The sequence below is a fragment of the Pseudopedobacter saltans DSM 12145 genome (genome assembly GCF_000190735.1).
GTDB lineage: Bacteria > Bacteroidota > Bacteroidia > Sphingobacteriales > Sphingobacteriaceae > Pseudopedobacter > Pseudopedobacter saltans.
The window spans coordinates 939,144-961,075 of the sequence record NC_015177.1; the positions used below are offsets into that span (position 1 = coordinate 939,144).

Below are 21,932 nucleotides of genomic sequence, written 5' to 3' on the forward strand. Positions count from 1 at the left end.
ATTTAGTAAGAAATGTTGTTGATCTGAAGACAGAAAGAAAAGCCCGGAGAAATTTTATTCCTCTGAAAATTCTTTTACAACAATATCTTTGAGACTAAATCAAGTAGATTGGATTTCAAATTGAAGGTTACTTAAATGCTTATAAATGCCTTCATCAATCTGAATCAGTTCACTATGTTTGCCTTCTTCGGCAATTTTTCCTTTATCTAAAACAATAATTTTATCGGCTTCGCGAATAGTCGATAAGCGATGTGCGATAATAATAGAGGTACGCCCTTTCATTAAAGTTTCCAGTGCTTCCTGTACTAATCTTTCAGATTCCGAATCCAGAGAAGATGTCGCTTCGTCTAAAATTAAAATAGCCGGATCTTTTAATAAAGCCCTCGCTATAGCAATACGCTGTCTTTGTCCACCCGAAAGCTTAACACCGCGCTCGCCCACAACAGTGTCATAACCTTCAGGAAAACTCATAATGAAATTGTGAGCATTGGCCTGTTCTGCTGCTTTTATAATTTCTTCTTTGGTGGCATTTAGTTTTCCGTAAGCGATATTCTCTAAAATTGTACCACCGAATAGTATGACATCTTGCGGAACAATAGCAATTTGATTACGGATATCTGTTAATGCCAAATCATTGGCATTTATACCATCAAAAGTTATTTCACCTTTTTGAATATCATAAAATTTAAGGATCAAACCTGCAATAGTGGACTTTCCAGCTCCCGAGGAACCAACAAAGGCAACTTTTTGCCCTGCTTCGACATCAAATGAAATACCTTTAAGAACAGTTATTTCTTTCCGGGAAGGGTAGGCGAATACTACACCTTTAAAGGATAGACTTCCTTTAATAAAATGTTTGGTTTTATTCTTTTCAGGATCGATAGAGATATCTTCTGTTTTTTCTTCTAAGATTTCTAAAACACGTTCCGAAGCACCGACAGCTTTCTGAATATTGGCATATAAATCTGGAAAGGTCCCCATTGCAGCACCCACAAATAATGAGTACAGCATATAAGCTAATAAAGAAGAAATATCAAATGATCCTTGCTGAACCAAATAAGCACCGTACCACATTACTCCTAAAATGGCGCCAAACAAGCAAAATATAATAAATGATGCAAAACTCCCTCTGTAAGTGGCACCTCTTAAAGCGATTTTTACTACTTGACGAAGACTTTTATCATATCTGCCGGCCTCATAAGATTCATTAACAAAAGCTTTAACATTGTTGATACCTTGTAAGGTTTCCTCAACTATAGTATTTGATTCTGCCAATTGATCTTGCGCACTTCTGGATATCAATCTTAATTTTTTTCCAAAGAAAACACCACAGCCAATAATAATAGGAAGAATAGAAAGATTGAATAAAGTTAATTGTACAGAAGTATAAATTAGGAAAGAAATACCACCAATTAACAATATAGTTTGTCTTATTATTTCTGCAAAACTTGTTGTTATAGTATCTTGTATCTGAGAAAGATCTGCCGAAAGTCTGCTGTTTAATTCCCCAACTCTTCTGTTAGAGAAGAAGTTCATTGGGAGCGTAATCATTTTAAAATAAGTATCTCTTCTTAAATCGGCCAGTGCTTTTTCGGTTACTTCAACAAAAAGCTTGATGCGGAAAAAAGATACAAAAGATTGTACAAATAAGATACTGAATGCTATAATTCCGATTAATTTAACACTATTCGGAAGTCCGTATTCTGCAGGATTTCCCTGAGCAACCTCAAGCATCACCTTAATTAATCCTGGAAATAGCAATCCCGTTAAGCTGGATAATAAAAGAAAAACAAATCCAATAATAAATTTCCCTTTATATGGCTTTAAATACTTGAGTAGCGCCGAGATTTTATTTAATGTCTCTTTGTTGAGTTTTGCTTTTGGGAGTTCTGCTTCTTGTTTTGATCCACTATTAAACCTGTTCCTTGCCATCTTTTAAAATACCCATTAAATTGGTCAATGGGCAAAAGTAAGGTAAGAAAAGCGGATTTAATTCTTTTTACTGTAAAATTTTCTGAACATATAAGCAGAACTAAGTGCAATTAGCGTCAACAATACGATAATGTACACCGTAGCAGTAGCTTTTGATTTCTTAAGTTCGTCTATTTCTCTTTGTAAAATTTCGTTTTGACTTTGAAGCTTGTTGATCGTTCGCATATAAGAAATGTTTTTTTCATCCGTCTCTTTAGATTGGATCACCACTTTTTGCTGCTGGAACGCTTTATAGTCAAGTAAAACTTTTGTTTCTTTAAGTATCGCATTATCAGTCAGTATAATATTTAAAAGAATATCAATGCTCTTTTGCATGTCCTTTTTTGTTTTTAGGCCGAATATGCCGGTTCTCTGATTCAGGCTTTCGGTGTATTGTCCAAACTTTGTACTTCTTTGGTCGAGCATATTATTTATTTTTTCCCGTTGTCGTTCGTAAGCAAGACTATCATTATCGGCGAAAGCAAATAGATTGGAAGAAAATAAAAGCAATGAAAGAAATAGAATAGAAAAAGGAGATGAAAATTTCATGTATTACAGTTTAAAGCTTTATAACGTACAAAGGCATCTTTCAGTTTGTAGGAGTTAAATAAAAACCATACGGATTGCACAGAATTTATTATTTGATGCTTAGCTTCCTTTATGGTTTATTAAATAAAAAAGGAACAGGATAAATCCCATTCCTTTAAAATGTATTCAGCGTTTGCTAATTTAAAAAACTGACAACTAACTTAATTTTGCTAGTGCTTCTTTAATTCTTCTTAAAGCTTCCACTAAACTTTCATCAGAGGCAGCATAAGACAAACGGATATAATTATCATTACCAAAGCTATCACCACCTACTGTTGCCACATGTCCAACATTTAAAAGGTATAGTGCTAAATCGGAAGAATTTTTAATTACATTGCCATCAGCGTCTTTTTTTCCAAAGAACGAACTAATTTCAGGAAAGAAATAAAAAGCACCTTCTGGCATGTTAGTTTTAACCCCCGGAATATCTTTTAATAAATCATATACCAACTGACGACGGCGGGCAAAAGCTTCTTTCATTGTATTTACAGAATCTAAACCTTGTTCGTAAGCCGCGATACCAGCTCTTTGAGCGATAGAACAAGTGCCAGAAGTAGTTTGTCCCTGCAATTTATCATTTGCAGCAGCAATTTCTTTGTTGGCAGCAAGGTAGCCCAAACGCCATCCTGTCATTGCGAATGCTTTAGAAAAACCGTTTATGATAATTACGCGATCTTTAATACTTGGAAATTGAGCAATTGACTCATGTTTGTCAACAAAATTGATATGCTCATAAATTTCATCAGAAAGAATGAAAATATTAGGATGCTTCTCGAATACTTTTGCCAAAGCTGCCAATTCTTCTTTGCTGTAAACCGTACCTGTAGGGTTATTTGGCGAAGAAAACATGAACAATTTACTTTTTGGAGTAATTGCAGCTTCCAATTGCTCAGGTGTGATTTTAAAATCACTTTCTATGTCAGTATCAATAAAAACAGATTTACCTTCGGCAAGCGTTACCATTTCGGAGTAAGAAACCCAGTAAGGCGTAGGAATAATTACTTCATCACCCGGATTGATCAAAGTCAAAATTACGTTAGATAATGATTGTTTTGCACCTGTAGAAACTACAATTTGCGATACATCGTAATCTAAATTATTCTCGATTTTTAATTTATTTACGATAGCCTGGCGTAGTTCAGGATATCCCGGAACAGGAGAATAACGGGTATAGTTTTCGTCTAATGCCTTTTTTGCGGCTTCTTTAACGTGGTCAGGAGTGTTAAAATCTGGTTCTCCTACACTTAAACTGATTACATTAATGCCTTTTGCAGCTAATTCGCGACCTAATTTGGTCATTTTTAACGTAGCTGATTCTGATAGGTTATTTATTCTGTCTGATAAAATACTCATGATTTTAGCTTTGGGCAGCAAATATAATGAATAGTTTTTTGTCTATGGAATTTTCTATTTTTAAGTTTGTAGTCTTATTTTAAAATGAAGTGAAAGAGAAAAAGAATATTGTCCTGATGTCTTTGGTTGTTGGTGTTTTACTAATGGCAATTAAGTTTTTTGCATTTTTTATTACCAACTCAAATGCAGTTCTAACCGATGCCGCCGAAAGTATAGTAAATATTGTAGCAAGCTCATTTGCGTTCTTTAGTATCTATTTGTCATCACTTCCCAGAGATCAGAACCATCCGTATGGACATGGAAAAGTAGAGTTTTTTTCAGCTTTTTTAGAAGGAGGATTGATCATATTGGCCGGAATTGTAATTATAACTAAAACAATTTATAATATTTTTTATCCCGAACCTATTAAGGATCTTATCAATGGATCAGTCTTAATCGGAATTACTGGTCTGGTTAATGGCGCGTTAGGATGGTATATGGTAAAGAAAGGAAAAAAGTTAAATTCTTTAACCATTATAGCGGACGGAAAGCACCTTGGAACCGATGCTATTAGTTCATTCGGTCTTATTGCAGGGCTTATACTCATATATATAACTGAAATTTTTTGGCTGGATAGTTTGATTTCGTTAGGATTGGCTGGTTATATAGTTTATAGCGGTTATAAGCTGACCAGAGTTTCTATAGGAGGATTAATGGATGAGTCTGATTTGGAGTTGGTAGAAAAGGTAGTAGAACATTTTAACAGCCATAGACGCGATCCGTGGATAGACGTACACAATTTAAGAATACAACGTTACGGGGCAACATATCATGTCGATTGTCATGTAACTTTACCTTATTACTTTGATCTCGTAAAAGTTCATCACGAAGTATCCGAAATTGATAAGGCAATGAATTCAAATACTTTTAATACTGAACTATTTGTTCATGCGGACCCTTGTGTGCCGGAATGTTGCCATTATTGCAATATGAAGAATTGTCCGGTTAGATCGGAACCTCAGACAATAAATATAGAATGGAATATTGATAATATTACAAAAAATAAAAAGCATTTTAATCAATGAAGAATTTCAACGTTCGTGTTTACGGACTCCTTATAAACGAAGAAAATCAAATTTTAATAACAGACGAAGAAATAAAAGGATTCCGTTTTACTAAATTTCCTGGCGGCGGTCTCGAATTGGGAGAAGGAACTATTGAAGGATTAAAACGAGAATTTTTAGAAGAATGTAATTTGGAAATAGCCGTTTTAAGCCATTTTTATACGACAGATTTTTTTGTCAAGTCACTTTTTTCTGAAGAACAATTGCTTTCAATATATTATCTGGTGAAACCTTTAGACAAGTTCAAATTTAAAATATCTTTAGAAGCTTTCGATTTTGATAGTCAGGCTGAAGGGCAGAAGCAGGCTTTCAGATTAGTTTTTGTAGATGAGCTGGAAGATAAAGATCTGACTTTCCCTGTAGATAAACATGTGTTAAAGCTCCTGAAAAGTAAAAGATGATAGGGAAATTTATAAAGAAAGCTGCTTCATTTGGCTTTGATGGTTTCCTACCGGGAATTATATCCGTGATTTTCCTGGCTTATTTATTTCCTTTCGCAGGAGCCAAGGATAGCTTAATTCCCTTAGACGAAATCGCCCAGATAGGAGTTTCTATTATATTCTTTTTTTATGGACTAAAATTAAATCCAATACAATTAAAAGCGGGTTTATCTAATTGGAAGTTGCATCTGATGGTTCATCTGTCAACTTTTGTAGTTTTTCCGGTAATCATTCTGCTGTTACACAAACTGATTCCAAATATTCACACAGAGGACTTTTGGACGGGAATTTTTTATCTGACAGCTTTACCTTCAACAGTTTCGTCGTCTGTAGTAATGGTTTCGATAGCGAGAGGTAATATTCCGGCAGCAATTTTTAATGCCAGTATTTCCAGTTTATTAGGGGTTTTCATTACACCAATTTGGATGGAAGTTTGGTTCTCAGAGACAGCTAAGGGAGATTTTGAGTTAGGTGGTATATTCTTAAAGTTAATCCTACAGGTTCTTCTTCCAGTTTTATTAGGTCTAATCTTTCATAATAAATATAGCTGGTTTGCAGAAAAATACAAGGTTAGACTTAAACAATTCGATCAATCAATTATTTTACTCATTATTTTTAATTCTTTCTGTGAGTCCTTCACAGAAAATGTTTTTGCGGCATTAAGTATTAACGATTTATTACGGTTAACAATGTTTTCAGTAGCACTTTTTTTTGTCATAATCAGTATAACAAACTTTATAAGTAATCTATTGAACTTTTCCAAAGAAGACAAGATTACATTGATGTTCTGCGGATCGAAAAAGTCTCTAGTGCATGGAACTGTAATGTCTAAAATTCTATTCCCCGGTTCGGATGTTATGGGTGTTATTTTACTTCCCCTAATGATCTACCATACCTCGCAACTGGTAATATGCAGTATTCTGGCCAACAAATTTGCCAGGGAAGATCGATAATCGTCAGAAAATTGAAATAAGCAAGAGATTGGAGCCAGAATAATTTCTAAAAGCATTGCCAATTTCATAGTTTTACAGACTTATTCTAAAACAAAAATTTTACAAAAAGAAATAGCGCTGGAAAGAGCCTAATTATATATTTCAATGAAGAAACCTATTATAGTTATAAAGTTTGGATCGGCTTCAATTACAACGGCAGAAGGAGAATTGGATGAGAAAGTTGTAAAAGACATAGCAAAGCAGGTTGCCGTTTTACACCAGAAATACAATATAGTATTGGTTTCTTCTGGGGCTGTGGCAGCTGGTAAGAAGTTTATTCCAAAATATGCAGGTACGCTGATTGAAAGAAAGGCAGCCGCAGCGATAGGAAACCCTTTATTGTTACAAACTTATTCCAGATATTTCGAACCTTATAACTTAGCAATAGCACAAAGTCTTTGCGAACGCCATCATTTCTCAAATAGAAGTCAGTTTCTGCAATTGAAAAAGACTTACGAAGAGCTATGGAAAAATAATATCATTCCGGTTGCTAATGAAAATGATGTAGTTAGCAATATGGAATTAAAGTTTTCAGACAACGACGAATTGGCTACTTTAATAGCTGTTGGTTTTGGAGCAGAACAATTGTTATTTAGCACCTCTGTTCCAGGAGTGTTGGACGAAAAAGGAAAGGTAGTCCCCGAAATCAGAGTCATCGACAAAGAAGCGTTGTCTTTGGCTAGAACGGATAAATCTTCTGTTGGATTGGGTGGGATGACTTCTAAATTAAATTTCGCCCGTCTGGCAACCCAAATGGGAATTAAAGCAGTGATTTTTGGAATCAGGACGGAAGATGGTATCTTGAAGAGCTTAAAAGGGGAAACCGGAACGGTATGCCATCCGCAACCAACTAAAATTTCTTCAAGAAATAAGTGGCTGGCTAGCGGAAGCTTAATCAGAGGTTCGGTTCAGGTTGACGAAGGAGCACAGAAGGCATTGGAAAAACGAAGAAGTCTTTTGGCAGTAGGTGTGAAGTCATTTTTAAGCGATTTCGAATCCGGAGAAGTTTTCCAGATAGTGAATGAGAAAAATATCGTCATAGCAGTAGCGAAAGCAAAAATTGATTCAAAAACATTAAAAACAATAGAAAGCAGACAAAATATCGAGTTGGCTCATGCCGATGATATTGTCCTATTATAAAAGAAAATGGAAACTATAAATCATATATTAAAATCGGCTTCAGAAGCAACAAGGGTAATCAAGAATATCTCTGCTGCGAAAAAGGAAGAAATATTGATTGACTTAGCAAATGAGCTTTTACTTCATACCGACGAAATTATCGCTGAGAACAAAAAAGACCTTGCTAAAATGGATGATAGTAATCCAAAAAAAGATCGCCTTCTTTTAAATGTAGAAAGAATAAAGGGATTGGCTGAAAGCCTGCGGGAAGTAGCAATTTTGGAAGATCCGACCGATAAGGTTATTTCAGACAAAGTATTAAAGAATGGCTTACGTATTCAGAAAAAAACTGTGCCATTAGGGGTCGTAGGCGTAATTTATGAGTCCAGACCAAATGTTACTATAGATGTAGCTTCTTTATGTATCAGATCCGGAAATGTTTGTGTGTTAAGAGGTGGTTCTGACGCTTACCATACCAATATTTGTTTGGTTGATATTATTAAATCAGTGCTTAAAAGAAATGGTGTAGATGAAAATATCGTTCAGTTATTACCAGTAGAAAGAGCGTTTGTGGCCGAATTACTAAACGCTACAAAATATGTAGATATCATTATACCAAGGGGTTCTCAGCAACTGATTGATTTTGTAAGAGAGAATTCTAAAGTTCCGGTTATTGAAACTGGTGCAGGTGTTTGTCATACTTACGTTGAAGAAACGGCGGATTTGGATAAAGCGGTAAACATTATCACTAATGCAAAAGTAACGCGACCATCAGTATGTAATTCATTAGATAGTATTGTTGTTGACGCAAAAGTGGCTGATGAATTACTGGAAAAAGTAGCACCTAAACTGGCTTCTTACGATGTTGAAATTTTTGCAGATGACAGATCTTATCAGGTTTTAAATAAAATTGGCTATAAATCTTTGCAAAAAGCGACAGAAGAGGACTTTGGCCGCGAGTTTTTAGACTTCAAATGTTCTGTCAAAGTAGTAGACAGTTTCGAGGAAGCAATGGAGCATATTACAGAGCATTCTTCAAAACATTCAGAAGCTATCGTTTCCAACGATCAGGAAAAAATTGAGAAGTTTATGAATGACATAGATGCTGCTGCTGTTTATTCAAACGCGTCTACCAGATTTACAGACGGCGGAGAATTTGGCCTGGGTGCAGAAATTGGTATTTCAACTCAGAAATTGCATGCCAGAGGACCGTTTGCGCTGGAGAAATTGGTTACAGAAAAATGGTTTGTAACCGGCGACGGACAAATAAGATAACATCAAGAAATAATGAGAAGGGAGATAATAACAGTTTTATCTCCCTTTTTATTTGACAATTAAATACCAGAAATAGAAAAATATGAAAATAGTTGCCTTTGCTGGTTCCAACAGCAGCAGATCAATCAACAAAAGTTTAGTAGAATATACATTACAATATTTTGAAGGCTCAGATATAGAGCTTCTTGATCTGAACGATTATGAAATGCCTATATTTTCGGTAGATAGAGAAAGAGATGGATATCCGGAAGAAGCTCACCAATTTCTTTCCAAAATAGAAAATGCCGACGCATTGATTATTTCTCTGGCAGAACATAATAGGTCTTACTCTACGGCTTTTAAAAATATCCTCGACTGGATATCAAGAATAGAGAAACAACCTTTCTTTAATAAACCAACCTTATTAATGAGTACTTCTCCCGGTGGATATGGCGGAGGAAATGTTATGCAGACAGCAACCAAATTTTTTCCTCAGTTTGGTGTGGAGATCTTATCTACATTTTCCTTACCAAAATTTCATGAGAATTTTAAAGTAGGCGAGGGACTGATAAATGAAGAATATAAAGCTGAATTGGAAAAAGCAATAGATACTTTCAAATCAAAACTTGATTTAAAATAAAAAGGAAGGCGGTTTTAAACCGCCTTCCTTTTTATAGATATCCTAAAATCTTCAGGACTTGCTTACTATTTTGTTCCTCACCAAAAACTTCATAGTTAAAAGTTTCGTCTCTGTTCCTTCTGATCAGAACATGTTTAGGAGACGGGAGCAAACAATGGTGAATACCACCGTATCCGCTTAAAACCTCTTGATAAGCGCCTGTATGGAAAAATCCTAAATATTGCACCTTTCTTGTCTTCGGCATAAATACGTTGTTCATATGCGCTTCCTGACTGTAATAATCCTGTCCATCGCAGGTAATGCCACCCAGGTTTACTTTTTCATATTCAGAATCCCAATTGTTTATAGGCAATAGGATGTATTTTTGATTTAAAGCCCAAACATCAGGTAAGTTGGTAATAAAAGAACCATCCAGCATTAACCATTTTTCCCTGTCATTTTGTTGCTTTCTACCAAGAACTTTATATAAAATACCTGAAGCCTCTGCAACCGTATATTTTCCAAACTCAGTAATAATATCTGGTTCCATTACATCGTGAGCAGCGCATATTTGTTTAATACGTTTCACGATTTCATTGATCATGTATTCATAATCAAAATCGAAGACCAAAGAATCTTTAAACGGCATACCACCACCGATATCTAAAGTATCCAACTCTGGATTTACCTTCTTGAATTTACAATAAAGCGTAACGTACTTTTCAAGCTCGTTCCAATAATATGGCGTGTCAGAAATACCAGAATTAATAAAGAAGTGTAATAACTTGACTCTAAAATTAGGATTCTTACTGATTTTAGAATTATAAAAATCGATTACGTCTTCTTGTCTTATCCCTAAACGCGAAGTATAGAATTGCGAATTCGGCTGTTCTTCAGATGCTACACGAATACCCAAATTACAAGGCGTGTCCATTTCAATCTCGTCATCGTACAAGTTGAACTCCTCCTTGTTATCCAATACAGGGATAATGTTTTTAAAACCATCGTGAAGCATATCAATAATATACTGCTTGTATTGGAAGGTTTTAAAACCATTACAGATAACGGTTATATCTTTAGTCACATTTCCCTTCTTTTCCAACGTATCAATCATTGGCATATCGAAAGCAGAAGAGGTTTCCAAATGGATGTCATTCTTTAAAGCTTCTTCAACAATATGTCTGAAATGCGAACTTTTTGTACAATAACAATATTTATAGGTGCCACGGTAATCGTTGTTTAAGATTGCCGTTTGGAACAGGATCTTAGCCTGTTGAATCTTTTTGCTAATAAGCGGCAGATAAGTGAAACGAAGTGGAGTACCATAGGTCTCAATCATCTCCATTAAGTTGAGATCATGAAAATATAATTCATCATCTATAATATCAAAACCTTCTTGAGGAAAACCTACACTAAGATCTTGAAATTCTTGATAACTCTGCATTCTCTATAAAATTTTGGCAAAAATGTAATTTTTAATTGAATAAATAGCTAGTAAAAAGTAAAAAATTGATGAGTTGATAGTTAATTATTTTCCAACGGAATACCTTTAATACATTAGTTAACGCATTACTGAATAAAATAATTGTTTATGCGTTGAATTACAGATGAATAGGTTCGGCATTTTTTCTCTATGTTTATCCATGTATTGCCGGCCAAATCCCGCATCTATTTAACTTTTTCTATCTTTTACCCTTCCAAACTCAAATTTGACTAATATTATCTATTTTTGTGCCATGATTTTTTTAGCACAAGCAATCAGTCAGGCTTTTAAAGCGTCGTTTGAAATAGATATAGAACCTTCCCAGATTACTTTAGAACAAACAAAAAAAGAATTCGAAGGGCATCAAACCCTAGTTGTTTTTCCTTTTGTAAGACAAACAAAGAAATCTCCGGAACAAACTGCTCAGATTTTAGGAGAATACCTTAAAGAAAATTATAAAGAAATAGAAAGCTTCAACGTTATTAAAGGCTTTTTGAATATTGTTTATTCGGATGCTTTTTGGTTGAATGTATTTCAGACAGAGATTTCAGCAGATGACTTTGCTCAAATGCCTTTTAATGGGGAAAAAGTAATGGTGGAATATTCTTCACCGAATACAAATAAGCCATTACATCTAGGACATATCAGAAATAATTTGTTGGGTTTTTCAGTTGCCGAGCTATTAAAGGCGAGCGGATATCAGGTTATTAAAGCAAATCTGGTAAACGACCGTGGAATACATATCTGTAAGTCTATGTTGGCATGGCAGAAATTTGGCAATGGAGAAACTCCCGAAAGTTCAGGCTTAAAAGGAGATCACCTGGTTGGGAAATACTATGTAATCTTTGATAAAGAATACAAAAAAGAAATAGAAGGTTTAAAAGCCCAAGGCAAAACTGAAGAAGAGGCAAAGAAAGAAGCTCCATTAATTAAAGAAGCGCAAGCGATGCTATTAAAATGGGAGCAGGGAGATCAGGAAGTTATTCAATTATGGAAAACCATGAATTCCTGGGTGTATGCCGGTTTCGAAGAAACTTATAAAGAATTGGGGGTTAACTTTGACAAGTTTTACTACGAGTCTGATACTTACCTTCTGGGGAAAGATATTGTAGAAGAAGGCTTAGCTAAAGGCGTTTTCTTCAAAAAAGAAGATAACTCTGTTTGGATTGACCTTACAGAAGATGGTCTGGATGAAAAACTGGTAAGGAGAGGAGACGGCACCTCAGTTTATATTACTCAGGATTTAGGAACAGCTCAGCTTAAATATGATGAATTTGGCGTAGACAGATCCATATATGTTGTAGGAAACGAACAGGACTACCATTTTAAGGTGTTGTTTTTAATTCTGAAAAAACTGGGCAAAACCTGGGCTGATGGATTATACCATTTATCATATGGAATGGTTGACTTACCTAGCGGTAAAATGAAATCCAGGGAAGGAACTGTGGTAGACGCAGATGATCTGATAGAAGAAATGCGTGTTACTGCGAAAGAGAAAACAGAAGCGTTGGGAAAAGTAGATCATTTTGATGATGAAGAAAAGGAAAAACTTTATCATATGATAGGAATGGGGGCGTTAAAATACTTTCTGTTAAAAGTAGAACCGAAAAAGCGTTTACTGTTCGATCCGAAAGAATCTATAGATTTCCAGGGAAATACCGGACCTTTTATCCAATACTCACATGCCAGAATAAAGTCTGTATTAAATAAAGCAGGTTACGATAATCAAAATATTTCAACTGTCAATCCTGAAAAATTGCAGGAAACTGAATTAGAACTGATTCAAGTTTTAAGCAGGTATCCGTCCGTATTAAACGCTGCTGCCAGAGATTTTAACCCAGGAGCCATAGCCAATTATACTTACGATTTAGCTAAAGCCTATAATAAATTCTATCAGTCAGAAACGATTTTGAAAGTAGAAGATGCAGATTTGAAAACATTCCGATTAAAACTTTCTTATCATACAGCCGATACTATTAGAAAAGCTATGGCACTTTTGGGAATAGAAGTCCCTGAAAGAATGTAATCTATTGTATCAGTTAGAAAAAGGGTGTTTTAAAACATCCTTTTTTATTGCTGGTACATTTCTTTTTAAAGAGTCAGAATTCCTATTTAACTACACTAAGGTCAGCTCGGGATAACCTTGTTGATTTTCAGATGAATTCCCTTCAGAACTCCCGAATGCCAGTCAGGAAAGTTGAGCAGGACAAAAGTCGGTGATTAGGTTATTTACTAGCTCACGTTACTTACCCCTATGTCTTCTTCCGTCGCTATTTAGAACAAAATGTCTCTCTCTTTTACTTTAAGCTTAGTGTATTATTTCAATGGTAAAAGAGATTGCATACTAACATCCGTTAATTGCTGAAAAATCATTCAACCTAAATTATTTACCGTCTTATTTCCTGTTTATTGAGCGTTAAAGACTGTTTTTATCGAAAAAAACAAGAGTACCTACGGGATGAGAAGGGAGTGAGATGTTTTAAAGAAGCTTTTGAGATGTATTGAATTGATATTTGACATATAACGGGGCAAGAACCCTAATTAAGTAGCTTAGTGTAAAAGAGATAGATAACTAAATGATATAATGTGATGCTGAAACAGCTTATTCCCAACTCACATTATGTTACGTTGAGCTATTCCAATAGTTTAATGAGTAGCATGCTCAAAACTAACACTTTAATGTGCGACCATAGAAAGTGAACTCTTGCTTATTCGTCTTTTTCGCTTCTTCGTTGTATCAAGTCCACTAGTTTGTGGATTGATATGAAGAAAACAATAAAAGCCGTTTAAAAGCGGCTAAGCTATTATGTTTTTACCGTCAGAACCAAAGTTCGTCAATTATTTACCCTTTTTTATTAAAAAACCTACAAGGTAGAAATGAAGGTACGAAACAAGTAATTACAGTTTAATTTCTCTCATTGTTAGGAAATCTTGAGAAAAATATGATATTTCCCATGCTAGGATAATTTCATACATATCTATGAAAACATTAGCAAGTCTATTTGATAATACAGCTAATACATTTGTATAAAACAACTTTAATTAGAAACCTAAACAAACAGAGGATAAATAGGAAATGAAGAATCTTCCATTTTTAGACTTAGCCGTAATCGCGCTTTACCTGATAGGAATGGTATTGGTAGGTGTGTTTTTTTCGAGAAAGAACCACAGTTCCGATGATTATTCCAAAGCATCGGGAAAAATTCCCGGCTGGGCTATCGGATTATCAATTTATGCAACCTTTTTAAGCAGTAATACTTTTTTAGGCGTCCCGGGAAAAGCCTTTGGCGGCAATTGGAATGCTTTCGTTTTTAGTTTATCTATGCCATTAGCGGCATGGGTTGCAGCTAAATATTTTGTTCCCTTCTACAGAACTGTAGGCGAGGTTTCGGCTTACACCAATCTTGAAAAGAGGTTTGGTGCATGGGCGCGTACTTATGCAGTCGTTTGTTTCCTTTTAACTCAGCTGGCCAGAATGGGGTCTATCTTTTTCGGAATTAGTCTTACTCTGCAAGCCTTAACAGGTTATAGTATGGAAACGATTATGCTGGTAACGGGAATCTGTATTATTATTTATACTGTTATGGGGGGAATAGAGGCGGTAATTTGGACAGAGGTAGTTCAAGGAGTATTAAAAACTCTTGGAGCAGTACTAATTATTTATCTGATTGTTGTAGATATACCAGGAGGATTCTCTAAAATTATAGAAGTTGGAAAAGCTGATAATAAATTCAGTTTGGGTTCATTGTCATTAGATTTTACCCAATCCACCTTTTGGGTTATCCTGTTGTATGGTTTCTTTATTAATTTAAACAATTTTGGTATGGACCAGAATTATGTTCAAAGATACCATACCGCAAGAACCGCTAAAGAAGCCATTAAATCAGTTTGGCTATGTGTTTGGTGTTATGTTCCGGCTTCTCTACTTTTCTTTATTATAGGGACTTGTTTGTATACATATTATCAATTACATCCAGATCTTATAGAGCCGGTAAAATTACAAGCCGCAGCAGAAAGGCTGGGCTCTGCCGCAAGTTCTTCGGATATAGCTGCTTTAGCAGCAAACCTAAAGCCGGAAGATTATGGAGATAAAGTAATGCCACATTTTATGGTAACCATGATTCCTACCGGATTAGTGGGATTAATCGTCTCGGCAATCCTTTCAGCAGCAATGAGCACCATAAGTTCAGGAATGAACGCATCAGCTACGGTATTTGCAGAAGATATTTATAAAAGATATTTCCGACCAAATATTACCGACAAACACAATATGAAATTATTACATGTCGGAACAGTCGTATTCGGTTTGGCAGGTATGATTTGCGGTATCGCCATGATTGGAGTGAAAAGCATACTGGATATCTGGTGGCAGCTATCCGGAATATTTGCGGGAGGTATGTTGGGGTTATTCTTATTAGGATTAATCAGCAAACGTTCAGGGAATACCGAAGCTCTGGCTGCAACTATTGTCGGGCTTATGGTAATTTTATGGATGTCATTATCTTATTTGATTCCTCAGGAATACAGCTATTTGAAGAATCCTTTACACGCAAATATGATTATTGTAGTTGGAACATTAACGATTTATCTGGTAGGATCAATAATGACAAAATTCAAAAGCGAAACCGGCATTAATAATTAACTAAATAAATAAAAAACTGAATATATATAATGGAAAAGAGAGAGAAAGGTTTTATTCCCGTTATGCTTACACCATTTAAAGATAATGGAGAAGTAGACTATAACGGTTTAATTAAATTAACAGAACTTTATATACAGGCAGGAGCAGCGGGTTTATTTGCAAACTGTTTATCCAGCGAGATGTTCGAACTATGCAAAGATGAAAGACTGAAAGTCGTAGACCAGGTAGTTCAGGTAGCTAATCAGGCAAATATTCCAGTTGTAGCTACGGGTACCTTTGGTGGTCCTATAGAACAACAGGCGGATTTTGTTAAAGAAATATACAATACAGGTGTCGAAGCGGTAATTGGCATTACAGGTTTATTGGCAGAGGAAACCGATAACGACGCTGTTTTCAATGATAATGTTGAAAGATTATTATCCTTAACAGAGCAAATTCCTTTAGGTTTCTATGAATGTCCGGTGCCTTATAAGAGATTGATATCTGCCGAGCAATTAGGCGGTTTAATTAAAACAGGACGTGTAACTTACCATAAAGACACCTGTCTGGATATCGATCAGGTAAGGGCAAAAATAGCAGCTACTAAAGGCTATAATTTCGGTTTGTATGACGCTTATATGGTACATGCGGTAGAATCGTTAAAAGCGGGATCGGCAGGACTGTCTTGTATTCAGGGGAATTTCTATCCTGAACTGGTAGTTTGGTTGTGCAAAAACTACGATAATGAATCTATAAAGGAACAAGTAGATCTTGTACAACAGTTTTTTACTAATAATATGGATGTTATGCATAATGTATATCCAACCATAGCCAAGTATTCTTTACAAAGAAGAGGTTTCGATATATCTACTTTTACAAGAAGAGATGGAGTAGGTACTTTTAATAGTCAGATTAAGCAGGGAATTCAGGATTTGGATAATCGATATGCGGTTTTAAAAGATGAACTAGAGTTGTCTTTTACTTTAGCTTAGTGATTTAATTTTGATATAATTGGTGAGTTTAAAGCGGAGTTTTGGTTACTCCGCTTTTTTATTTTATACCAAAATACCGGCAATTGAAGCAGAAAGATAAGAGGCTAAAGTACCACATATCAGCGCTTTTATGCCCAATTTTGCCAAATCAGGTCTTCTTTCTGGCGCAAGTGTTCCAATGCCGCCAATCAACATACCAACACTACTAAAATTAGCAAAACCACAAATGGCGATGCTTACAATTAAGAGTCCTTTTTCCGTCACTATAGGAACCGTATTAGAAGTCAGATTTTTAAAAGCAAGGAATTCATTAACTGTTAATTTTTGTCCCAGAAGAGTCGCTGTACTGCTCAAATCTTCACTTGGAACACCCATAGCCCAGGCAAATGGGTAAAAGATCTTACCAAAAATCCAGTCTAAGGTTAAATCGAAGTTAGGATTAAACAAATGAGCTATGCTTAATAAACACCAATCAAGCAATGCTATCAATGCGATAAAACCAATTATCATGGCAATTACATTCATAGCAATCTTAAAACCATCTCCGGCACCATGGGTAATTGCATCTATCAGATTAGTGTATTCACTCTTTACCTCAAGCTTTACTTTACCCATAGTTTCAGAAGCTTCAGTTTCCGGATAGATAATCTTTGATATAATGAGCGCACCGGGTGCAGCCATTAAACTGGCCATAATTAATTTCGGAGCCAAATCCATCCCTGCCTGTGCGCCCATATTAGCATATACTATTAAAATACCACCGGCAATACATGCTAAACTACCGCTCATGGAAGCTAGTAATTCGCTTTTTGTCATGCCTTTAAGATAAGGCCTTATCATCACTTGCGCCTCAACTTGCCCCACAAATGCGCTTGCTACATTACTTAAAGCTTCAGAACCGCTAACGCGCATCAAAACATTCATTCCTCGGGCTATAACAGCGACAATGCGTTGCATAATTCCAAGATAATAAAATACAGCTACCAGTACGCAGACCAAAATGATGGTTGCAGTAACATTAAATGCGAATACAAAACTGCCAGGCGCTTCGAATTTTTGAGGCGTACCGTCATAGCTCATTGTAGCTATGCCACCATAAGCGAAATCTACACCCGCTTTTGCAAAGTGTTCAATTTTTTGCATTCCCTTTCCTAAGGTTTGGAAGAAGCTCCTGATGGCGTCGACTCTTAATATAGAAATTGCTATGATTAATTGAAGTGCTAACCCGCTAAGAACAAGCCGGTAGTTGATTTTTTTCTTGTTGTTGGATAATAGAAATGCAAGACCCAGAATCAAGACAATTCCTATAATCCCATGAAAACGATGCATAGATTCAATACAAATAAACGGATGTAAATATCATAAAAAAAGATCGTTTAACTCAGCATTATGATATTATCAATAAAGATATTACAATTACACTTTTGCAGGAGCTTATTTATCTCTTTTATTTAGTTCATCCCTTATTAAAGCGGCTTTTTCATAAGCTTCAGAAGCTATAGCCTTTTGTAATTTATCATGTAGTTCTTCCAGGCTAAAGCCACTTAGATCTTCTTTACTTTTAGGAGCAATACTACTTTCGTTTTCTATGCCTTTATTTCCTTCAATAGGCTCCATATTATCGAGGAAAAGAAAATCACTTCCTTCTATAATAATTCCAGCAGAAGAAAGTATAAATTCATAGGTATAAATAGGGGAGTTGAAACGTACAGCTAATGCAATAGCATCTGATGTTCTTGCATCAATCTCCAAAATTTTATTACCATCATTACAAACTAATTTAGCAAAGAAAACCCCTTCTATTAAGTTGTATATTATTACTTCCTGAATATTGATATGATAGGCATCAGCGAAAGACTTAAAGAGATCATGTGTCAAGGGCCTGCTTGGCGTCATCTTTTCTATCTCAATGGCAATTGCCTGCGCTTCAAATCCTCCAATGATTATCGGTAATCTGCGTCTTCCGTTAACTTCCCCTAAAACCAATGCATATGCCCCAGATTGTGTTTGGCTATATGACAGGCCTATAATATCTAATTTAATCTTCTTCATTTACTCTTTAGTCCCTACACAAAATTAGCTATTCGCTTTCAAAGATTTAAGTTCTTGTATAATTTTAGGCACAATTTCAAATGCATCACCAATAATTCCATAGTCGGCCACTTTGAAAAATGGAGCTTCCGGGTCTTTATTAATAACAACAATTGTCTTAGAAGAGGAAACTCCTGCCAAATGCTGAATTGCGCCCGAAATACCTATAGCGATATACAAATTAGGGCTTATGGCCAATCCGGTTTGTCCAACATGTTCGCTATGCGGACGCCATCCTGCATCCGAAACAGGCTTAGAGCAAGCGGTAGCAGCACCTAGTAGATTTGCCAATTCTTCAATCATGCCCCAATTTTCAGGACCTTTTAAACCCCTGCCTGCGGATACTACAATATCTGCATCAGCAAGAGAAACTTTATTGCTAACCTGGGATATCTCTTTAATCACGGCTTTTAGATCGCGATCTCGAACCTCAGGATTATAAGCTTCAATAGTCAAATCAACTGCCTTTTTTACAATTTCATAAGCATTTGGGTTAAGCGAAATCACTTTAATAGCCGATGATAATTCTACATAAGCGAATGCCTTACTGGAAAAGGCTGTTTTTCTAACAATAAACTTATCTGCATTTATTTCAGGTAGTGCTAATGCTCCATCCACAATACCAGCATTTAATTTGATGGCTATTCTTGGAGCCAGCGCCTTTCCCGAAAGGGAGTTACTAAGAACAATTACGTTTGCTTGTTCTTTTTTTGCAATTTCAGCTATAACAGAAGCGTAAGCCTGGTTGGCAAAGTTTTTCAACTTATCATTGTTAACGTGTACTGCTTTAGAAACTCCGTATTTTGCCAAAGACATTATTTCACTGTTTTCCACGTCTCCAATAACGGTTGCCGTAACAGAAGTGCTTAGTTTTTCTGCAATTGCAGAAGCATACGAAGCTACTTCATAAGCAGACTTTTTTATTTTATTATTTGCGCTTTCAATATATATTAGGACAGACATAATGTGCTTTTTAAAAGTTTAAATCACTTTTGCTTCATGGTGTAAAATAGAAATCAATTTCTCGGCTTCATTTGCGTTAATTAATTTTACCGTTCCCCTTGGAGGGGGAGTTTCATACCTTAAAATAGTTGTCAAACCTTCTATGGAATCAGTTTCAACAACCTCCAAAGGTTTAGTTCTTGCAGACATGATTCCTCTCATATTTGGGATTTTCGGTTCGGCGACACCTTCAGAAGTACCGGCAACAAAAGGCAAAGGTAAAGCTATTACTTCCTTTCCGCCTTCAATTTCACGTTCAACAGTCGCTTGATTACCGTCTAAGTCTAATTTTTTTATAGCCGCAAAAGATGGCATGTCTAAAAGCTCTCCCAGCATTCCCGCTACAAGAGAACCATTATAATCTATAGATTCTTTTCCGGTGAGAATCAAATCAAAAGCATTTGCCTTTGCGTATTGAGAGATCTCTTTTGCCACAAAATATGCATCTATAGGGGTTGCATTTATTCTCACAGCCCTATGGGCACCAATAGCTAAAGCTTTTCTTATGGTAGCATCAGCAGATGCTTCACCAACATGTATCACAGTAACCTCTCCATTATTGCTTTCTGCAAGCTCTATAGCCTTTGCTAAAGCAATTTCGTCGTATGGATTAATGATAAATTGAACTCCGTTATCATTAAATTTAGTGTTATTGTCCGTAAAAGTTATTTTTGTAGTCGTATCCGGTACGTTACTGATGCAAACTAATATTTTCATAAATTGATTACCTTATATACAAATTTAATAATTTAAGCCACTTTTGCAATATCTATGAACAGGTTAGAGAAGCTTCACGAGTTTTTAAACGCAGAACCAAACGATCCATTTTTAAAGTACGCTCTCGCTACAGAGTATCTAAGAATAAATAACCACCAAGAGGCATTAAAGTTTTACCTCGACCTGGTAAAAAATCATGAGGATTATGTAGGTACTTATTATCATCTTGGTAAATTGTACGAAGCCCTTGGAGAAAAGGAAAAAGCCCTGGCTACTTACGAAAAAGGGATTGATGTAGCTCGAAAAATAAAGGATCAGCATGCTTTAAGCGAACTTTTAGGCGTGTATAATAATTTACAGGACGAATTGTACGACTAAATGAGAAAGCGTCACATTATCTTTTTAAGGGATGTGCTTTGGTTTATGTTAACTTCTTTTGGGGGGGCACAAGCCCATATAGCCATCCTTCTGAATGATTTTGTGATTAAACGGAGATATTTGAGTGAAGAGGAATTGCTCGAGATGAATTCTCTTACACAAATATTACCCGGCCCGGCTTCTACGCAAACTTTGGTTGGGATTGCTTATAAAGTAGGTGGCTATTATTTATCAATACTTACTTTTCTGATCTGGATTTTACCGTCGGCAGCCGTTATGTGCTTCGTCGCTATTACTTACAAAGAGTTTTCTCTTAAAGACGAATTTACACAAGTAAATAAACTGATTCAGCCATTGGCTTTAGGAATAGTTGCTTTTGGAGCATTTTCTTTTGGAAAGAAAATACTCACCTCTAATGTCACAATTAGTTTAGCAATTATAGCAGGAATTTGTTCGCTTATTTTAAAAAATGCTTATGTATTTCCCATTATGATATTAATCGGGGGAATTGTAACATCTGCAACAGAAAGTAAATGGGATGAATCGCAGGTTAGGATTTCCTTATTCTCCAGTATAAACCAAAAAAAATTAGTCTATTTTATTGGTGTTTTATTGCTTTTTGGACTATTAGGGACCATTATTAATAAAACTTCCCCTTTCAGCTTACCTGTAAGGATGTTCGAGAATTTTTACCGGAACGGTATTCTGATATTCGGAGGAGGGAATGTGCTGGTTCCATTAATGTTCACCGAGTTTGTAGAAATGAAACGTTACCTTTCCAGCTCGGAATTTCTGACTGGATATGCGGTGCAACAGGCGATTCCGGGACCTACCTTTTCATTTACATCATATTTAGGTGCTATGACCTTTGCAAATCAGGGTTATGGTATATTTGGTCAGATCTGGGGAGCCTTAATTGCTGTATTGGGGATCAATCTTCCAGGGCTAATCCTTATGCTCTTTATAGTTCCTTTTTGGGAAGATTTGAAGAAAATAAATATGATAAAAAACTCACTGTCAGGAGTAAATGCGGTAGGAGTAGGTTTTATGGCAGCCGCTTTCATTTTATTACTCATTCCGGCAGAAATCAATTTCCTTTCAGTATTTATTATGACGGGAACTTTTCTCTTATTGAATTTTACTAAACTAAAAACCCCTTACCTTATTCTGGCAGGGGTTCTCGTTGGATATTTCTTTTTATAATAAATG

19 protein-coding genes are annotated in these 21,932 nt (G+C 35.7%); 11 read left to right on the plus strand and 8 right to left on the minus strand.

Annotated features, from left to right (window positions below; genetic code table 11):
- Positions 1 to 99 precede the first annotated feature (99 nt).
- From PEDSA_RS03815 to PEDSA_RS03825, 3 genes are all read right to left on the minus strand, one after another.
- Positions 100 to 1,932: an ABC transporter ATP-binding protein gene (locus PEDSA_RS03815; RefSeq protein WP_013631831.1), complete on the minus strand. Its 1,833-nt coding sequence runs from the start codon at positions 1,930 to 1,932 to the stop codon at positions 100 to 102.
- Between the two features lie 57 nt (positions 1,933 to 1,989).
- A complete protein-coding gene (locus tag PEDSA_RS03820; protein WP_013631832.1) occupies positions 1,990 to 2,520 on the minus strand; it encodes a hypothetical protein in 531 nt (176 codons plus the stop codon).
- 195 nt (positions 2,521 to 2,715) lie between these two features.
- The gene (locus tag PEDSA_RS03825; protein ID WP_013631833.1) at positions 2,716 to 3,912 is read right to left on the minus strand and encodes a pyridoxal phosphate-dependent aminotransferase; all 1,197 of its coding nucleotides are present in this window, start codon (positions 3,910 to 3,912) and stop codon (positions 2,716 to 2,718) included.
- 89 nt (positions 3,913 to 4,001) lie between these two features.
- On the opposite strand from PEDSA_RS03825, the gene PEDSA_RS03830 reads away from it, so the two are divergent.
- The 6 genes from PEDSA_RS03830 to PEDSA_RS03855 all read left to right on the plus strand — a co-directional run bounded on the left by PEDSA_RS03830 (position 4,002) and on the right by PEDSA_RS03855 (position 9,460).
- A complete protein-coding gene (locus PEDSA_RS03830; protein ID WP_013631834.1) occupies positions 4,002 to 4,976 on the plus strand; it encodes a cation diffusion facilitator family transporter in 975 nt (324 codons plus the stop codon).
- On the plus strand, positions 4,973 to 5,416 hold the full coding sequence (locus PEDSA_RS03835; RefSeq protein WP_013631835.1) for an NUDIX hydrolase: 444 nt from the start codon (positions 4,973 to 4,975) through the stop codon (positions 5,414 to 5,416). Before PEDSA_RS03830 ends, PEDSA_RS03835 begins: the two co-directional genes overlap by 4 nt.
- Positions 5,413 to 6,408, plus strand: a complete 996-nt coding sequence (locus tag PEDSA_RS03840) for a bile acid:sodium symporter family protein (protein ID WP_013631836.1) — start codon at positions 5,413 to 5,415, stop codon at positions 6,406 to 6,408. Before PEDSA_RS03835 ends, PEDSA_RS03840 begins: the two co-directional genes overlap by 4 nt.
- 144 nt (positions 6,409 to 6,552) lie before the next feature.
- Positions 6,553 to 7,587 carry a glutamate 5-kinase gene (gene proB / locus PEDSA_RS03845; RefSeq protein WP_013631837.1) on the plus strand — a complete coding sequence of 345 codons (1,035 nt, stop codon included), beginning with the start codon at positions 6,553 to 6,555 and terminating at the stop codon, positions 7,585 to 7,587.
- Between the two features lie 6 nt (positions 7,588 to 7,593).
- On the plus strand, positions 7,594 to 8,841 hold the full coding sequence (locus PEDSA_RS03850; RefSeq protein ID WP_013631838.1) for a glutamate-5-semialdehyde dehydrogenase: 1,248 nt from the start codon (positions 7,594 to 7,596) through the stop codon (positions 8,839 to 8,841).
- Positions 8,842 to 8,923: 82 nt separating this feature from the next.
- Complete coding sequence (locus tag PEDSA_RS03855; protein ID WP_013631839.1) at positions 8,924 to 9,460, plus strand: NADPH-dependent FMN reductase; 537 nt, start codon at positions 8,924 to 8,926, stop codon at positions 9,458 to 9,460.
- 31 nt (positions 9,461 to 9,491) lie between these two features.
- Here PEDSA_RS03855 and PEDSA_RS03860 read toward each other — a convergent pair whose 3' ends face one another.
- Positions 9,492 to 10,883, minus strand: a complete 1,392-nt coding sequence (locus tag PEDSA_RS03860) for an arginine decarboxylase (RefSeq protein WP_013631840.1) — start codon at positions 10,881 to 10,883, stop codon at positions 9,492 to 9,494.
- A 292-nt stretch (positions 10,884 to 11,175) separates the two neighbouring features.
- Here PEDSA_RS03860 and argS point away from each other — a divergent pair, with 292 nt between their 5' ends.
- The 3 genes from argS to PEDSA_RS03875 all read left to right on the plus strand — a co-directional run bounded on the left by argS (position 11,176) and on the right by PEDSA_RS03875 (position 16,535).
- Positions 11,176 to 12,948 carry an arginine--tRNA ligase gene (gene argS / locus PEDSA_RS03865; protein WP_013631841.1) on the plus strand — a complete coding sequence of 591 codons (1,773 nt, stop codon included), beginning with the start codon at positions 11,176 to 11,178 and terminating at the stop codon, positions 12,946 to 12,948.
- Positions 12,949 to 13,998: 1,050 nt separating this feature from the next.
- Positions 13,999 to 15,564 (plus strand): sodium:solute symporter, encoded by a 1,566-nt coding sequence (locus PEDSA_RS03870; protein WP_013631842.1) that lies wholly within the window; start codon positions 13,999 to 14,001, stop codon positions 15,562 to 15,564.
- A 29-nt stretch (positions 15,565 to 15,593) separates the two neighbouring features.
- On the plus strand, positions 15,594 to 16,535 hold the full coding sequence (locus PEDSA_RS03875) for a dihydrodipicolinate synthase family protein (protein WP_013631843.1): 942 nt from the start codon (positions 15,594 to 15,596) through the stop codon (positions 16,533 to 16,535).
- A 63-nt stretch (positions 16,536 to 16,598) separates the two neighbouring features.
- On the opposite strand, the gene PEDSA_RS03880 is transcribed toward PEDSA_RS03875, so the two are convergent.
- The 4 genes from PEDSA_RS03880 to PEDSA_RS03895 form a co-directional block, all read right to left on the minus strand.
- A complete protein-coding gene (locus PEDSA_RS03880) occupies positions 16,599 to 17,864 on the minus strand; it encodes a NupC/NupG family nucleoside CNT transporter (RefSeq protein ID WP_013631844.1) in 1,266 nt (421 codons plus the stop codon).
- Between the two features lie 105 nt (positions 17,865 to 17,969).
- Complete coding sequence (locus PEDSA_RS03885) at positions 17,970 to 18,587, minus strand: bifunctional nuclease family protein (protein ID WP_013631845.1); 618 nt, start codon at positions 18,585 to 18,587, stop codon at positions 17,970 to 17,972.
- 24 nt (positions 18,588 to 18,611) lie between these two features.
- Positions 18,612 to 19,589 (minus strand): electron transfer flavoprotein subunit alpha/FixB family protein, encoded by a 978-nt coding sequence (locus PEDSA_RS03890; protein ID WP_013631846.1) that lies wholly within the window; start codon positions 19,587 to 19,589, stop codon positions 18,612 to 18,614.
- A gap of 18 nt (positions 19,590 to 19,607) precedes the next feature.
- Complete coding sequence (locus PEDSA_RS03895; protein WP_013631847.1) at positions 19,608 to 20,345, minus strand: electron transfer flavoprotein subunit beta/FixA family protein; 738 nt, start codon at positions 20,343 to 20,345, stop codon at positions 19,608 to 19,610.
- A gap of 54 nt (positions 20,346 to 20,399) precedes the next feature.
- Here PEDSA_RS03895 and PEDSA_RS03900 point away from each other — a divergent pair, with 54 nt between their 5' ends.
- On the plus strand, positions 20,400 to 20,723 hold the full coding sequence (locus PEDSA_RS03900) for a tetratricopeptide repeat protein (protein WP_013631848.1): 324 nt from the start codon (positions 20,400 to 20,402) through the stop codon (positions 20,721 to 20,723).
- Positions 20,724 to 21,926: a chromate efflux transporter gene (gene chrA, locus PEDSA_RS03905; protein ID WP_013631849.1), complete on the plus strand. Its 1,203-nt coding sequence runs from the start codon at positions 20,724 to 20,726 to the stop codon at positions 21,924 to 21,926.
- The last annotated feature ends 6 nt before the right edge of the window (positions 21,927 to 21,932 follow it).